Raw genomic sequence first — 13004 nt, 5'->3', positions numbered from 1 at the left:
TTCTCAAAAACATAATCAAGGAGTAAATTTACAATATCAGAATAAAGGGAGAAGAGGTCTTCTAACCCTTCAGGTTCAGTCTTGAGCTTGAACTTTGCCGTAAGCTTAATCGTCTCGGAGGGCATTCTTTACCGCCTCGACAAGGCGTTTTTTCTTGTGAGAACGGGCACCATAGAGTTTTCCAGCAAAGGAAGTAACAATTGCTAACAAGTCCTCAACAAGTTCCTTTTCCGGTGTCTTCTCTTCATCATCAAAGATTACTTCAATCTCAACCCCGTGTGAGTTGAAATACTGCTCAAGGTATTTGAATCCAAAGCGGGTGAGCCTGTCCTTGTAAGTTATCACGACTTTTGTTATTTCCCCGCTTTCAATGAGTTTGAAGAGCTGTTTTAACCCCTTCCTGTTCTCGTTCAGTCCTGAGGAAATGTCTGTTATGATTTTTGCAACTTGGTAGCCTTTTGATGCGCAGTAGTTCTTGAGGTATTCGACCTGTCTTTCAAGGTCTTCTTTCTGGTCTCTGCTTGATACTCTGGCGTAAATTACAACCTTGTCGGGGATTTTGCCTTCGAGGAGTCTTTTAATCTCGCTTTCTGGAATTCTGTATTCTTTTCCGACCCTGTATGCTTTAATCTCGCCGGCTTTGATTTTTCTGAGGAGTGTCGGCTTGCTGATGCCAAGGAGTTGCGCCGCTTTCCCTGTCCGATAAAGCCTCATCCAGCTCACACCCAAAGAGATTATGAGACAAAAATATTTAAAATTTACGCTTTTAACCATTTAAAGAACAGCCCAAGTGAAAAAATCTCTTCATCTGGAGCATTCAAAAGGGCCTCAACTGAGTATTTTATAGCACTGGCGTAGCTGCCCTCCTCCATAAAGGCTTCGACCAAACCAAAACAGGCTTTAAAATAAATCCATGGATGGGAGTCTTCTGAGAAATGCATAACTTCTTCGAATTTCCTTTTTGCAACTTCAATTTTTCGCTCATTTAATGCCCCTTGCGCCTCCTTCAGGAGAGATACAATAAATCCTTCCTCTGCCATGCTCATGCCTCTCTTAGACTCTTTTTAAATGCTTCTTCAAATTCTCTCCAAATTTCATCCCAGTCTTTTTCTACCTGCCATTTTCGTTTAAATGAGTTCAAGAGGACTCTAAGGTCTCTCTCCAGGTAGTACTTGGCATCTGGAAAAGCCGTTGTTACGTATTGAGGCCAGTCTATTATTAGTATGTCTCCGTCATTCCTAAGGACTATGTTGTAAAGACTCATGTCGGAGTGAATTATCCCAAATTCGACTATCTTCTTATACTCCTCCAGAACTTTATCCAGTATCTCCGATGCTTCTTCTTTTGTCAAATCCGTGTCTGCAAGCTCTACAAGTTCGACCCCTTCTATAAACTCCATAACAATCGCATGTCTGTTCCAGGCAATAGGTTTGGGAACTTTGGCTATTGGGCTCAAGAGCTGAAGGGCTTCGTACTCCCTTTGGGCAACGAGTCTTGAAACGTAGAGCCACGAGATGTGCCTTTTGTTAACAAAATCTGGCCGGTAGAGCTTTATCCTTGTGAAGCTCGTTCTTCCTATCCGATTAAATTTAACGGCCACTTTTTCTTCATTGGGGGTTATTCCAACATAAACGTCCGCTTCTTTCCCTACCCCGATCTGTGTCTGGCTTATTGCCTTGATTATCCCCTTTTGGGCGAATGTTCTTATTGCCAGAGCATCGTATCCATGTATAGTGAGCTGATAACCTATATACCCCATATCGCTTCTCCTTCTCACGAGTCCCCAGTTATCGAGCTTCCCCAGACGATAAGAAGCCGTCTCAATGTCCACTCTGGAAAATTTTGCCACTACCTCAAGGGGTACCCACTCGTAATGGCGCATATTAAGCTCTACCCCTCTGAGTACCCTGAAATCCAAATCCTTCAGCTTTGGATAGATTTCAAGTGCAAGAAGTTTGCTCACCATGGCTCTCAATCAGCCCTACATCATCTCCTTTTTATATTTAACTCTTCGATAATTTTTTAAACGTTCAGCCTCTCACCTCAAAATATGCAGAGAAAACTTCTCTTACTGCTCTCTCTTGGGTGGATATTTAATTATGCTCACAGAATGGCTATTCCTCCCCTTATTCCACTAATCAAAGAAGAGTTAGCCATAACAAACGCTCAGGCTGGGCTTCTAATGACATCCCTTCTCCTTCCATACGCTTTAATCCAAGTCCCGGCCGGTTATTTTGGAGACAGGCTCGGAAGAAAAAAGCTCGTAGTTATCAGCATCGTTGGGTATTCATTAGCAAGTTCCTTGATTATCTTTGCCCGCCAATACTGGCATCTTATTGGGATTAGGGCCCTTTACGGGATTTTTGCGGGCTTATATTATGCTCCGGCGACGGCTCTTATAAGTGAGATTTACAAGGAGAAAAAGGGTTCTGCATTGGGCGTTTTTATGGTTGGGCCTCCAATAGGAAGTGCCATTGCTCCAGCAATTGTTGTTCCAATAGCCTTAGCCTTGGAGTGGAGGTATTCATTTTTAGTTCTCTCGCTTATGAGTTTAACAGTTGGACTAGCGCTTATGCTGATAATCAAGGGAGAAGTAAGACGGGTTGAAAAACCGAAGTTCGCTATACCCAAGAACGTGTTTGGGCTCAGCATTATGAACTTCATAGTCTTGGCTGCCTTTTTTGGGATACTAACCTTCCTTCCAGACTTCTTTGTAAACAAAGGTAGAAGTGTAGAAGAAGCTTCTCTTTACTTTTCGCTTCTTTCAATAGTGGGGGTGTTTGGCTCTATTGCTGGAGGGAACGTGTATGATAGGGTTGGGAAAACCAGCCTCTTCTTTGTTCTTATGTTCAATGCCTTGTTGTCTTTCCTGTTGGTAAAAACCGCTTATCCCGTATTGGTTTTGTTATTGGGGTTGTTTTTCTACTCCGTTGGTCCGATAGTTACCGCCTATACAAGTGAGCATGCGAGTGAGGAGAATCTTGGGACAGTTATGGGTTTTGTGAATATGATGGGCTTTTTTGGAGCGACTGCTGGCCCATATTTCATTGGAATTTTAATAGATAGGATGGGTTATGAAGTGGCGTTTTATTCAATTTCTGGGATGTACCTTTTGAGTTTATTGATATTGGTGCAGGAGCAAAGATCAGAAAATAAAAAGAGAAATTAAAGCATCTGTCCAAAGCTCTCGAAAGACTCTGACGAAATCCTCTCCCTCGCTATCTTCTCCGCAGTCCTCCTTCTGACCCTATCCTCGACTTCCTCTGGCTTTCCGAAGAATATCGCCTCCGCCGGGCACATCTCCTTACAGGCCGGCTCCATGCCAAGCTCACGCCTGTCTGCACACATGTCGCACTTTGTAATGGCTCTCACTTCCACGTTGAAGCTTGGGACACCAAACGGACACACAGCAAGGCACATGAAACATCCAATGCACCTCTGGGGATCCACTATTACAGCGCCATCGTGGTCCCTTGAGATTGCACCAACGGGACATATCTCCATACACGGAGCCTTTTCACAGTGGCGGCAGTTTATTGGGATTGGAAGGCCGCTCATGGTGTAATAGATTTTTATGTTTGGTTTCCCATGGTGAAGGAACTCACAGACTCCTTGGCACGTCTCACACCCGATACAGAGGCTGTAGTCAACGTGGAGTATCCTCCTCATTTTCTCACCTCCATAAGCCAGTGGTGCATGCTTTCAGCCGCCAAAAGACCGTCCAAAACGGCTCTTCCTACCTTTGAGGGGCCAGTAACAACATCACCGGCGGCGAAAACTCCCTCTATGCTTGTCATGTGCCGTGAGTCCACTAGTATCCTGCCCTTATTGTCAATGGCAATCTCTGCTCCCTTGGGTGGGGTTGGGCTCTGACCAACGGCAAAGATTACGTAGTCAACGTCTATCTGGAAGTTCGAGCCCTCAATTGGTATGGGCCTCCTCCTTCCAGTCTCGTCAGGCTCGCTCAGTTTGCACTTTTGGAGTTCAATGGCCCTGACTTTGCCGTTCTCTCCTATTATGCGGACCGGAACGGTCAGCTCAAGCCACTTAACACCCCTCTTCTGGAGGAGGTTAATCTCGTATGCTCCGGCAGGGGCTTCTTTTATTGTCCTCCTGTAGCTCATGTAGACCTTTTCTGCACCAAGGAGCAGGCTTTCCATTGCCGCATCAACGGCCGTGTGACCTGCTCCAATAACCATCACTCTCTTCCCTTCTACTGGAACGACTTCATCCCAGCTCAGGTGGCCGAGCTTGGCGCTTTTTATCCTGAACAGATATCCAAGTGCTGGGTAAACTCCTTCTAGCTCAACTCCTTCTATGTTTGGAATTGAGGATTTCCATGTTCCTGTTGCGATTAAAACTGCATCATAGTTCTGGACGAGCTCGTCAAAGTTCACGACGTTCTTGACGAAATCGTCTCCCTCTTCTTCCCCTTCCTCAAAGCTTACCTTGGTGTTCGGGTAAAATTTGACTTCGAACACGTTTTCGAGCTCTTTATATCCTTCCCTGACGCGGTAGATTGGAATTCTAAACTCGGGGATTCCAAAGAGCATTAATCCTCCAGGTTCTGGAAGTTTATCGTAAACATGAACTTCGTGGCCGTGGCAGACCAAGTAGCCCGCGGCACTGAGGCCTGCCGGCCCTGCGCCGATTATTGCTACTTTTTTGCCAGTGGGGTTTGGTTTTTCTCTACACAAGAATGCAAATCTCATTCCGTTCATTCTACCACCTCCTTAATCAGCATCTTGTCAAGGTTTTTGAGCGTTGGAAGGGCTCCTTTCATCTCCAATAACTTCGAAAGATGGGGTGAGAGGAAGTCCTCGGGGTCATACAAAACACGAAAGTCGTCCATATCCCCAAACACTTCAGGATGGAGGGTGTCGATTGAGTCCGAAAGCCACAGCATTACATCGTAACCCTTCTCAGCAAGGGGTTCGAAAATGCTTTCAGCTGCATCGGCCAGCAGTTCGACCTTGTCTCCCTCCTTGAGTATTACCAGCAGGGTATCCCTTACTTGGGCAACCGCAAGTAGATTGTCTCCGTAGTGCCTTTTCAGGAGTTCAAGGGGCATTTCACTTCCCTCCTAGGACATTTATGGCTGCCTGTATGTATCCCTCAACGTCGAGGGCCTGTACTGTAGCAGGGTCAATTACTTTTTCGATTATCAGCGGCGAGAGGATTCCAATCGCAAGGCACAGCACGGCGAGCAACAGTAGCACTGCCACCATGCTCTTGGGTTCTTTCACCTCGGTGTTGTTCTCTGTCTTCTTGATCCAGAGCCAGTAGAGCATCTTCATGTAGCTCACGAGGGCAAAGACGCTTGAGAGCACAAGGACAACTACCAGGGCCACGCTCTTCTCCAGGTAGGCATAGTAGAGCACGAGCTTGCTGAAGAACACGTTGGTCGGTGGAAGGCCGACGAGGGATATCGTCGCTATGGCGAGGCTTACCGTGGTGAGGGGCATCTTCTTGCCGAGTCCAGCGAGATCTTGGAGTTTTCTGCTTCCAGCTTCGTGGATGAAGACGCCAACGGCAAGGAAGAGGAGCGCCTTACCCAGTGAGTGGTTGAGCATGTGGAAGACCACCGCCTTGGTTCCGAGTTCAGTCCTCAGGCCAACCGCCATTGCGAGGTATCCCATGTGGAGGATTGTTGAGTAGGCGACGATCCTCTTGACGTCGTCGTGTGCGGTCATTGCTAAGGAAGCCAGCAGTGCCGATACCGCACCAAGTCCTATCAGCACCGTCGAAACAACTCTCACAGCGTTTTCGAATTCTGAAATTCCCGTGAACAGCCATATGAACCTTGCCAAACCGTAAATTCCTGCATTAACTACAAGGCCACTCAAGACTGCCGATATCGGGGACGGTGCTGAGGAGTGTGCCCCCGGAAGCCAGAAGTGATTGGGCATGATTGCCGACTTTATGGTGAATGCCCGCGTTATGAGTGCCATTGCGAGGGCGAACACCGTCAGGAGGTTGCCAGCGGCCTCTGACACCGGGAACGGGTAGCCCCTTGCCTTCGCTGCAAGATCTGCAAAATTCACCGTGCCGAAGCCGTAGTAGAGCACGCCAAGCGCTAGGAAATAGAAGGTCGTTCCGATGGAGCTTATGATGGCGTACCTAACACCGGAGTATGCTGGGTAGCCTTCCTCCGTGTAGAACATCACAAGCCCATAGGCAGCGACTGCGGTGACCTCGAGCATTACGAAGAGGTTGAACGCGTCCCCAGTGAGGAATATTCCTAGGAGTCCCGCCTCAAGCCCGAGGTAGAGTGTGTAGTACCACTCGACGCCGGTCTCGTGCTCAAGGTACCTGATCGAGTAGAACGTTATTATGAACATGAGGAACGACGTCGTGAGGGCGAGCAGTGCCCCGAACTTGTCTACCTCATATATTATGCCTATCGGGGTCTTCCACCCACCGAAGGTGTAGATCAGCGGCTTTTCTGAGGAGTACGCTGCCCTGAAGACGTCAAGGCTCAGCACGAACGTTAGCCCCGTGACTATCATGGCGTAGGCGTTGACGAACTTCTTGTTGCCCTTAAGTAGCTGGGATAATACGGGGAGCGCGAATGCAAACGCCATTGGAATCGTGGGGAGTATCAGTGCGTCCATCTGGATCACCCCTCAAAAATCCTCTTTGCATGTTTTTCGAACTCCTCAAGGATTTCTTTCCTGGCCTCGTCCGGGTCTCTCGTCTTCACGTCTATCCAGTTGACGTAAGCGTATTTCTCGTCCATGTACACCGTTACGGTGCCTGGGGTGTTCGTTATTGAGTTGGCGACCAGAAACCTAGCGTACTCGTCCTTCACGGTAATGGGAACCTTAATGATGCCCGGGTTCGTATCGCCGAAGATTATGCGCTTTATGACATCCAAGTGGGCCCTGAGCTCGATTACCGTAATGTACTTGATGAAGTAGACCACCATGGCGACCCATCTTGCCGGGTTGAGGGCTTTCTTGGGGTTTTTCACTAGGTATCTGCCGAAGAGCAGGCCTGCGACGAGAGCTGTTATTACCCCCGTTACAATGTCGTATGGAGTGGCCGAGCCCGTTATTATGATGTACAGTATGAACGCGAGCAACATCACCGGCAGGAACCTCATTCCTCCCACCTCGCGAGCTTTCTAACGTCCACAGTGCCGTACTTCCTCTGGATGTGGATTGCGCCATAGGCCATGAGCACGGTTATTGCAAGCCCGATGACTATTGCGGTAATGGTGAGGGCCTGCGGAAGTGGATCCACTGCCCCCTTGACGAGCTCCTCAACGCCCTTCTGTGAGTAGTCAGTAAGCACTGGTGGGAGGGGTCTCTCGACGGCGCGGTAGCCAAGCAGTATGACCGCCACGTTGATGATGTCGGAGAATATGCCCAGGCAGATTATCTTCTTCACTAGGTTTGGTCTCACCGCTATGCCGTACAGCGAGATTATGATGATCGCGACTATGCTGCTCACTATCAACGCAAGGGCAAACGTCATGCTTCGCTCCCTCCTTCTGGGTTTGAAAGAAGTAAGAATATTATCGTGAACCCTGCTCCGACTGCTAAGAACTCCGCCATGTTGAAGAGGGACAGACTTCCGCTAACAAGCATTCCGTAGAGCTCCTTCGGGTACACCGGCAGGTTTTGCATGAAGTATCCCCCCACAAGGAGGGGGTAGAACGCAACGATGGCTATTGTGAGGAGGCCTATCGTTCTTATGACGAGGGCCCTCTCCTTGGTAAGCCCTGCTTTCTCAAGTGCCTTCTTAGAGAATGCAACTATTACCAGCAGGGGCACCACAGCGAGCATTGAACCGCCCTGGAAACCACCTCCGGGTGTTATGTGGCCGTGGAATGCGGTTGTGGCAGCTGCTACGAACGTGATTAAGCCAACTATCTTCACTCCTGTTTTTGTGATGTCAGTGAAGCCGTAGGGGTGGAAGCTCACGTTGGGCATGTTCCTAAAGATTGATACCGCACCGATTATTGCCATGAACAGGACGGCGGTCTCAAAGTATGTGTCAAGCCCTCTGTAATCCCAGAGGATCGCGGTCACAACTTCAGGTGAACCGGCAGAGTACTCCCCGAAGTAGCTGTTTCTAAGGTAAAACTCGCCAAGTGCGTTTAGCTCCGTCTTGGGGACCAGGTGTGGGGAGAGGTAGTATGCCCCCGCTATGACCGCCAGCATGATGAGGGAGAGTGTGATGAACTTCCTCACTTCAGACCACCTCGTGTCTCGTCGTTTTGCTTACCACGAACACCATAAGGCCGGTGGAGAGTCCCACAGCTATCGCAACGTACGCGAGGATTACGTCGGGGGCCATCAGAACATACAGCGTCAGCAGTATGAGTCCCCCGAAGACGCCAGAATAAGCGATGGCCTTCAGCAGGTCTGTCTCTGTGACTATGAGGTAGCTGAGGGCCACTGCGCACAAGAGGAAAATTGCCGCCAGCTCAAACATCTTTCTCCCCCCTGAACTCATCAAGCTCCATCTCCACTATCTTGGCTTTGCTCGCGGCGTATGCAAGTGCATGGCTTCCCACGGGGGTCGTGACCAGGACAAGGAGCGCCGCAAGTACCGAGATTCCGACAACGGGCCACAGGCCCTGCTCCGCTGCTATAAACGCAACTCCGAGGAGCGGGTAGAACTTTCCTCCGACGGTGCCCACGGTCGCGGCGTGCAGTCTAAGGTAGAACGTGTTAAACCTGTGCATTCCTATCGCACCGAGGAGGTCACAGACTGCTCCTATAGCGAGGAGTATAAGCCCGATGACTGTGAGTATCAAGTTCCCACCTCCTCTCTCGTGAGGTACTTGGCTGCGAACACGTCTAGGATAAACGCCCAGAGCACCAGGAATAGTGCCCCGACTGCCAGGAACGAGTTCTTGTAGTAGATTGACAGGAGCAACGCTATCAGCGCGACATCGAGGGACACACAGTCCGCGGCGAGGATTGAGTCTACCACGGTTGGTCCCCTGAACAGTCTGATGAAATAGAGCACACCTGAGAGCCCGTAAACCGCAAACAGCACGTAAATTGCCGTCTCAATCATCTAAAGACCCTCCTCACGGCTATGAGACCCTTTTCTATCTCGGGAAGCAGTCTGGCTATCGTCTCCTTATCCTCCTCCGGGTAGGCATCTATATCTGTCACACCCTTTTCGACCAGCTTTGCACTCCTCTCGCTAACCTCTCCGACGATTTCCTCGGTTGAAAAGTTGGACTCGAAGTGATCGAGCACCCGTGCGACGTCATTTTTGAACTCTAAATACTCTCCTTTTCTGACCAAGTATGTCTTCATACGTCCTCACCACCTCTAGGTAGTACTCATAGAGCTTATCCAGCCCGTACCTGAGCCGGCTGTCCTTTTCTTTGAGTTTCTCTTCTTCGACAAGCCTCTTGAGGGCTTCCGGCGTCTCTGCAGCGTCCACGAGATCCATGAACCTCTCAAGGAGCCTGTAGCCGTCGAAGTAGCCGAGCTCCTTCCTGATCCTCGCCTTGAGGATTACCTCAACCCATGCCTTGAACTGGGTACGCGGGAGGGTGAACTCTTCCTCTGTGTAGTGGCGCGGGGAGAGCTTCCTCTCGGCAACCCCGAGCAGGAGTGCAAGCCCGTAGAGTATCTCCTCCGGCCTTGGTGGGCACCCCGGAATATACACGTCCACAGGTAGGAACTCAGAAGTTCCTCCTGCCCTCGGGTACTCCAGTCCGAGCCTTTCGGACTCCCGCCTCACGGCGTAACTGTTGTAGAAGATTCCGCCGCTACAGGCACAGGTGCCTATGGCGATGACTATCCTCGGCTTGGGGGGCATTGCCTCGTAGGCCCTCTTAGCGGAGTAGTATGACTGCCTCGTTAGAGGTCCGGTGACCAGTAAGGCGTGAGCGTGTCTAGGAGTTGAGACGAGCTTGACACCAAGCCTTTCGACGTCGTAGTAGGGGGTGAGGACGTCGAGTATCTCTATGTCGCACCCGTTGCACGCCCCGGTGTTGAGGTGAAAGACCCAAACGGATCTGAGCTTCATTCTCTCATCTCCTCCTCGAACTTTGTGGCGTTAACAACCGTTAGGAGCCTTTTACATTTCCTGCAGAGCGGGAGCTTCTCTCTCACCCTGTCGAACTCAACGATGCCTGGGGGTATCATTGAGAGGACTTTCTGGAGCTGTCTCTCGGTGTAGTCGGTGTACTTTCCACAGCCCCTGCACTTTGCGAGCCTCAGCTCTATTACCTCCACGTGAGAGCTTCTGTCGTCGCTCGCCGCTTCGAACTCCTGCGTTAGTCTTATAGCCCCGGTTGGACAGACCTCCTCACACCTCGCGCACCTTATGCACCTGCCGATGTCGAGTACTATCTTTCTCGTCCCCTTCTCGTAGTCGTCTATCTTGATCAGCGCGTCAGGGGGACATGCGTTCACACATGCGCCGCATCCCACGCACAGGCGGGGGTCTATCTCCGGGATTCCCCTGTACTCAGGCGGAGCCTGCTCCGGCTCGAAGGGATAGTACTTTGTCACGGGCATGTCCCTATCCCTCCGCCCAGTGAGATTACCTTTGTCTTTCCTGACTTCACGTCAACGACCTGAACCCTCTCGGTACATGAGTAGCAGGGGTCTATCGAGGCTACTATCAGCGGAGCATCGGCTATTGTGTAGCCCCTCAGCATGTCCGGAACCGCCTGGAGGTTGTTGTACGTCGGCGCCTTCACCCTCCACCTATAGATTCTGTTAACCTCTCCGGTCATTACGTAGTGGGTATTCTCGCCTCTTGGGGCTTCAACGGCTGATATGCCCTCCTTCCAGCTTGGGATTTCGTTGAACTCCGCCATCACGGGTCCGCCTGGAATAGTGTCAATGGCCTGTTCCAGCAAGGAGATGCTCTCCTTCACTTCGTCAATCCTCACGAGTGCCCTTGCCAGAACGTCTCCGTCCTTGTAGACGGGGACGTCAAAGCTCAGCTCATCGTATGCCGCGTACGGGAGGCCCTTTCTCGTGTCGTAGTCAATTCCAGAAGCCCTCGCCAGTGGGCCAGCGGTGTCCCACTCCCTTGCTTTCTCCTTCGGGAGCACACCGATGCCCTCACATCTCTTTACGAAGCTCTTCGTTGATACGAGCATGTCAACGAGCTCGTCGAACTCTCTCTTCAGGTTCTTAAGCGTCTCAAGAATCAGGGACTTCCTGTAGTCCAGGAGGTCTCTCCTGACTCCGCCAACGAGAACAAGGCCGTACGTCTTCCTGTTGCCGGTGAGCCTCTCGGCGAGCTCCATGACCTGCTCCCTAATCTCCCACGAGCGCATAAATGCTGTATCAAAGCCGGTTAAATGAGCCGCAACGCCCAGCCAGAGGAGGTGGGAGTGCAGCCTCTCAATCTCAAGGAGTATCGTTCTGATGTACCTCGCCCTGTCCGGCACTTCAATTCCGGCCGCCTCCTCGACGGCCTGGGCGTACGCTACGGAGTGAGCGAATCCGCATATACCGCATATCCTCTCCGCGATGAATACTATCTGGTTGTAGTTTAGCCTTCCCCTTGCGAGCTTTTCTATGCCCCTGTGGGAGTAGAAGCCGCGATAGTCCACGTCAACGATTTCCTCACCCTTCACAAAGAGCCTGAAGTGCGCCGGCTCGTCCAGCGCGACGTGGTACGGCCCCATCGGGTGCACCGTAGAATCTTCGGGCGGCTCCCTGTAGGGGTAGCTCTTCGTTCCGGCTGGGGAGTGGCAGTACTGGAAGTCCTCCCTCAACGGGTAAACTCCTTCTGGCCAGTCGTCAGGGAGTACCAGCCTTCTTGGGTCTGGAAGCCCCTCCGCCTTAAGGCCCAGCAAGTCCTGAACTTCCCTCTCGAACCATATTGCTCCCTTGTGAAAAGCTCCCACGCTGGGGAAGTAGGGTTCATCTTCGGGGACGTAGAGCCTTATCCCAATGACTTCGTTGTCCTTCCAGTCAAGGAACCAGTAGGTCACACTGAAGGCCTCTTCGGTGTTCCTCTCATCCATTCCGACCATTGTGAAGAGTCTTGTGTTCGGCCTGCTGAGGATGTAGTTGATTATGTTGGGAAAGTCCTCTCTCCTCACCATCAGCGTGTAAAGTACTTTGTTCTTTGCGATGACCTTTTTCTCAAGCGTCGAGCCAAATTTTTCTTCAAACTCTCTTATCATAGTCTCACCATCCTAGCCACGCGATTATCATGATTATCACACCGATAATGATGCCCTTGACTCCCTGTTTCGTTGCCTGGTCGAGCCTGTGGCGGGCGTTCAGGGACTCGTAGGTCACCATCAGCAGGTAAGTGAGCAGGAATACCAGTAGCTGGAGGGCAAATGCGGCGGCGCCTTTTGCCACAGGAAGGGCCACGAAAGACGCGAACAGCCATATCATCGCGAACCTCTTTATTTGGAGTGCCCACTTGAACAGACCGAGAAGCCTGCCGCTGTACTCTGTGAGGGGACCTTCTAGGATTTCCGTCTCAGCTTCGGCAATGTCATAGGGTATGAACCCCGACTCCACGTAGGTAACGTAGAGGAGCAGCAGGTAGGCTCCGATGATTGAGGGGCTCAGGGAGATTGAGCGGGCAATCTCAGTTATGCTTAGCGAGCCAGTCTTGAGGGCGAATATGCCTATCGTAATCGCGAAGAGAGGCTTGAATACCAGCGAGAGCGTTAACTCCCTGTTAGCTCCCGCGTGGGAGTACGAATTGTCCACGCTCAGGGCTCCAAATACCAAAGCCGCGGAAAACAGGGTGAAGACGTATATGAACGCTATCAAGTCCCCTCCGAAGTTTATTATCGCGTCTGACCCGTAGGGCAGCATGAGGGCCATGCAGAGTGCGCTCGCGAGTGCGACGTAGGGAGCCAGTCTAAATGCGAGCGAGGACGTGGGGAGTATTGAGTCCATTGAGAGGAGCGTGATTATGTCGTACCACGTCTGGAGGATTGAGGGCCCTACCCTGTTCTGTATCATCGCCTTCACTTTTCTCGCAACGCCATCCAGCAGTGGTGGTAAAAATGGAGCAATGATTGCCCCGATGATCTCCAT

19 protein-coding genes and 1 pseudogene are annotated in these 13004 nt (G+C 51.0%); 1 reads left to right on the top strand and 19 read right to left on the bottom strand.

The window, feature by feature from the left end; genetic code table 11:
* The 4 genes and pseudogenes from GBV73_RS11285 to GBV73_RS03110 all read right to left on the bottom strand — a co-directional run.
* A pseudogene (locus GBV73_RS11285) lies at positions 1-125 on the bottom strand (RNA-guided endonuclease TnpB family protein); the annotation flags it as partial.
* Complete coding sequence (locus GBV73_RS03120) at positions 106-714, bottom strand: IS607 family transposase (protein ID WP_152879224.1); 609 nt, start codon at positions 712-714, stop codon at positions 106-108. The pseudogene GBV73_RS11285 and the gene GBV73_RS03120, both read right to left, overlap by 20 nt.
* Positions 715-758: 44 nt before the next feature.
* Positions 759-1040, bottom strand: coding sequence for a hypothetical protein (locus GBV73_RS03115; RefSeq protein ID WP_152879222.1), 282 nt, complete (start codon positions 1038-1040; stop codon positions 759-761).
* 2 nt (positions 1041-1042) lie between these two features.
* The gene (locus GBV73_RS03110) at positions 1043-1966 is read right to left on the bottom strand and encodes a serine/threonine-protein kinase RIO2 (protein ID WP_042700145.1); all 924 of its coding nucleotides are present in this window, start codon (positions 1964-1966) and stop codon (positions 1043-1045) included.
* Positions 1967-2050: 84 nt separating this feature from the next.
* On the opposite strand from GBV73_RS03110, the gene GBV73_RS03105 reads away from it, so the two are divergent.
* On the top strand, positions 2051-3169 hold the full coding sequence (locus tag GBV73_RS03105; RefSeq protein ID WP_152879220.1) for an MFS transporter: 1119 nt from the start codon (positions 2051-2053) through the stop codon (positions 3167-3169).
* Here GBV73_RS03105 and GBV73_RS03100 read toward each other — a convergent pair.
* The 15 genes from GBV73_RS03100 to GBV73_RS03030 are packed head-to-tail and all read right to left on the bottom strand — an operon-like array spanning position 3166 to position 13004.
* Positions 3166-3669: a 4Fe-4S dicluster domain-containing protein gene (locus GBV73_RS03100; protein WP_042700139.1), complete on the bottom strand. Its 504-nt coding sequence runs from the start codon at positions 3667-3669 to the stop codon at positions 3166-3168. The two genes, GBV73_RS03105 and GBV73_RS03100, sit on opposite strands and share 4 nt — an antisense overlap.
* The gene (locus GBV73_RS03095; protein ID WP_152879218.1) at positions 3666-4721 is read right to left on the bottom strand and encodes an FAD-dependent oxidoreductase; all 1056 of its coding nucleotides are present in this window, start codon (positions 4719-4721) and stop codon (positions 3666-3668) included. Before GBV73_RS03095 ends, GBV73_RS03100 begins: the two co-directional genes overlap by 4 nt.
* On the bottom strand, positions 4718-5071 hold the full coding sequence (locus GBV73_RS03090) for a hypothetical protein (RefSeq protein WP_042700133.1): 354 nt from the start codon (positions 5069-5071) through the stop codon (positions 4718-4720). Before GBV73_RS03090 ends, GBV73_RS03095 begins: the two co-directional genes overlap by 4 nt.
* Before the next feature lies 1 nt (position 5072).
* Positions 5073-6614, bottom strand: coding sequence for a proton-conducting transporter membrane subunit (locus GBV73_RS03085; RefSeq protein WP_152879216.1), 1542 nt, complete (start codon positions 6612-6614; stop codon positions 5073-5075).
* A 5-nt stretch (positions 6615-6619) separates the two neighbouring features.
* A complete protein-coding gene (locus tag GBV73_RS03080) occupies positions 6620-7105 on the bottom strand; it encodes a Na+/H+ antiporter subunit E (RefSeq protein WP_042700128.1) in 486 nt (161 codons plus the stop codon).
* Positions 7102-7479, bottom strand: a complete 378-nt coding sequence (locus tag GBV73_RS03075; RefSeq protein ID WP_042700126.1) for a sodium:proton antiporter — start codon at positions 7477-7479, stop codon at positions 7102-7104. The genes GBV73_RS03080 and GBV73_RS03075 overlap by 4 nt, the downstream gene beginning before the upstream one ends.
* On the bottom strand, positions 7476-8198 hold the full coding sequence (locus GBV73_RS03070; RefSeq protein WP_371716990.1) for an MnhB domain-containing protein: 723 nt from the start codon (positions 8196-8198) through the stop codon (positions 7476-7478). The genes GBV73_RS03075 and GBV73_RS03070 overlap by 4 nt, the downstream gene beginning before the upstream one ends.
* Before the next feature lies 1 nt (position 8199).
* The gene (locus GBV73_RS03065) at positions 8200-8442 is read right to left on the bottom strand and encodes a hydrogenase subunit MbhD domain-containing protein (protein ID WP_042700120.1); all 243 of its coding nucleotides are present in this window, start codon (positions 8440-8442) and stop codon (positions 8200-8202) included.
* Entirely contained in the window at positions 8435-8767 is a 333-nt protein-coding gene (mnhG, locus tag GBV73_RS03060; RefSeq protein ID WP_004068379.1) for a monovalent cation/H(+) antiporter subunit G, read from the bottom strand. Before mnhG ends, GBV73_RS03065 begins: the two co-directional genes overlap by 8 nt.
* A complete protein-coding gene (locus GBV73_RS03055; RefSeq protein WP_152879214.1) occupies positions 8764-9033 on the bottom strand; it encodes a monovalent cation/H+ antiporter complex subunit F in 270 nt (89 codons plus the stop codon). The genes mnhG and GBV73_RS03055 overlap by 4 nt, the downstream gene beginning before the upstream one ends.
* On the bottom strand, positions 9030-9281 hold the full coding sequence (locus GBV73_RS03050) for a hypothetical protein (RefSeq protein WP_004068376.1): 252 nt from the start codon (positions 9279-9281) through the stop codon (positions 9030-9032). Before GBV73_RS03050 ends, GBV73_RS03055 begins: the two co-directional genes overlap by 4 nt.
* Entirely contained in the window at positions 9232-10002 is a 771-nt protein-coding gene (locus tag GBV73_RS03045) for an NADH-quinone oxidoreductase subunit B family protein (protein ID WP_152879213.1), read from the bottom strand. The genes GBV73_RS03050 and GBV73_RS03045 overlap by 50 nt, the downstream gene beginning before the upstream one ends.
* On the bottom strand, positions 9999-10496 hold the full coding sequence (locus tag GBV73_RS03040; protein WP_004068374.1) for a 4Fe-4S dicluster domain-containing protein: 498 nt from the start codon (positions 10494-10496) through the stop codon (positions 9999-10001). The genes GBV73_RS03045 and GBV73_RS03040 overlap by 4 nt, the downstream gene beginning before the upstream one ends.
* Entirely contained in the window at positions 10487-12127 is a 1641-nt protein-coding gene (locus GBV73_RS03035; protein ID WP_042700112.1) for an NADH-quinone oxidoreductase subunit C, read from the bottom strand. Before GBV73_RS03035 ends, GBV73_RS03040 begins: the two co-directional genes overlap by 10 nt.
* Positions 12128-12131: 4 nt before the next feature.
* Positions 12132-13004, bottom strand: coding sequence for a respiratory chain complex I subunit 1 family protein (locus GBV73_RS03030; protein ID WP_042700109.1), 873 nt, complete (start codon positions 13002-13004; stop codon positions 12132-12134).

The organism is Thermococcus sp. 101 C5 (genome assembly GCF_009372125.1).
GTDB classification, from domain to species: domain Archaea; phylum Methanobacteriota_B; class Thermococci; order Thermococcales; family Thermococcaceae; genus Thermococcus_A; species Thermococcus_A bergensis.
Note: the sequence above shows the minus strand (reverse complement) of the source record. Positions and strands in the feature narration are given on the sequence as shown.

Excerpts from the sequence above, each read along its gene's own strand:
- GBV73_RS03100 (WP_042700139.1), bottom strand. The coding sequence starts at position 3,669 with ATGAGGAGGATACTCCACGTTGACTACAGCCTCTGTATCGGGTGTGAG.
- GBV73_RS03105 (WP_152879220.1), top strand. The coding sequence starts at position 2,051 with ATGCAGAGAAAACTTCTCTTACTGCTCTCTCTTGGGTGGATATTTAAT.
- GBV73_RS03050 (WP_004068376.1), bottom strand. The coding sequence starts at position 9,281 with ATGAAGACATACTTGGTCAGAAAAGGAGAGTATTTAGAGTTCAAAAAT.
- GBV73_RS03090 (WP_042700133.1), bottom strand. The coding sequence starts at position 5,071 with ATGCCCCTTGAACTCCTGAAAAGGCACTACGGAGACAATCTACTTGCG.
- GBV73_RS03115 (WP_152879222.1), bottom strand. The coding sequence starts at position 1,040 with ATGGCAGAGGAAGGATTTATTGTATCTCTCCTGAAGGAGGCGCAAGGG.
- GBV73_RS03120 (WP_152879224.1), bottom strand. The coding sequence starts at position 714 with ATGAGGCTTTATCGGACAGGGAAAGCGGCGCAACTCCTTGGCATCAGC.
- GBV73_RS03075 (WP_042700126.1), bottom strand. The coding sequence starts at position 7,479 with ATGACGTTTGCCCTTGCGTTGATAGTGAGCAGCATAGTCGCGATCATC.
- GBV73_RS03055 (WP_152879214.1), bottom strand. The coding sequence starts at position 9,033 with ATGATTGAGACGGCAATTTACGTGCTGTTTGCGGTTTACGGGCTCTCA.
- GBV73_RS03110 (WP_042700145.1), bottom strand. The coding sequence starts at position 1,966 with ATGGTGAGCAAACTTCTTGCACTTGAAATCTATCCAAAGCTGAAGGAT.
- GBV73_RS03080 (WP_042700128.1), bottom strand. The coding sequence starts at position 7,105 with ATGAGGTTCCTGCCGGTGATGTTGCTCGCGTTCATACTGTACATCATA.
- GBV73_RS03095 (WP_152879218.1), bottom strand. The coding sequence starts at position 4,721 with ATGAACGGAATGAGATTTGCATTCTTGTGTAGAGAAAAACCAAACCCC.
- GBV73_RS03035 (WP_042700112.1), bottom strand. The coding sequence starts at position 12,127 with ATGATAAGAGAGTTTGAAGAAAAATTTGGCTCGACGCTTGAGAAAAAG.
- GBV73_RS03085 (WP_152879216.1), bottom strand. The coding sequence starts at position 6,614 with ATGGACGCACTGATACTCCCCACGATTCCAATGGCGTTTGCATTCGCG.
- GBV73_RS03065 (WP_042700120.1), bottom strand. The coding sequence starts at position 8,442 with ATGTTTGAGCTGGCGGCAATTTTCCTCTTGTGCGCAGTGGCCCTCAGC.
- GBV73_RS03030 (WP_042700109.1), bottom strand. The coding sequence starts at position 13,004 with ATGGAGATCATCGGGGCAATCATTGCTCCATTTTTACCACCACTGCTG.
- GBV73_RS03045 (WP_152879213.1), bottom strand. The coding sequence starts at position 10,002 with ATGAAGCTCAGATCCGTTTGGGTCTTTCACCTCAACACCGGGGCGTGC.
- GBV73_RS03040 (WP_004068374.1), bottom strand. The coding sequence starts at position 10,496 with ATGCCCGTGACAAAGTACTATCCCTTCGAGCCGGAGCAGGCTCCGCCT.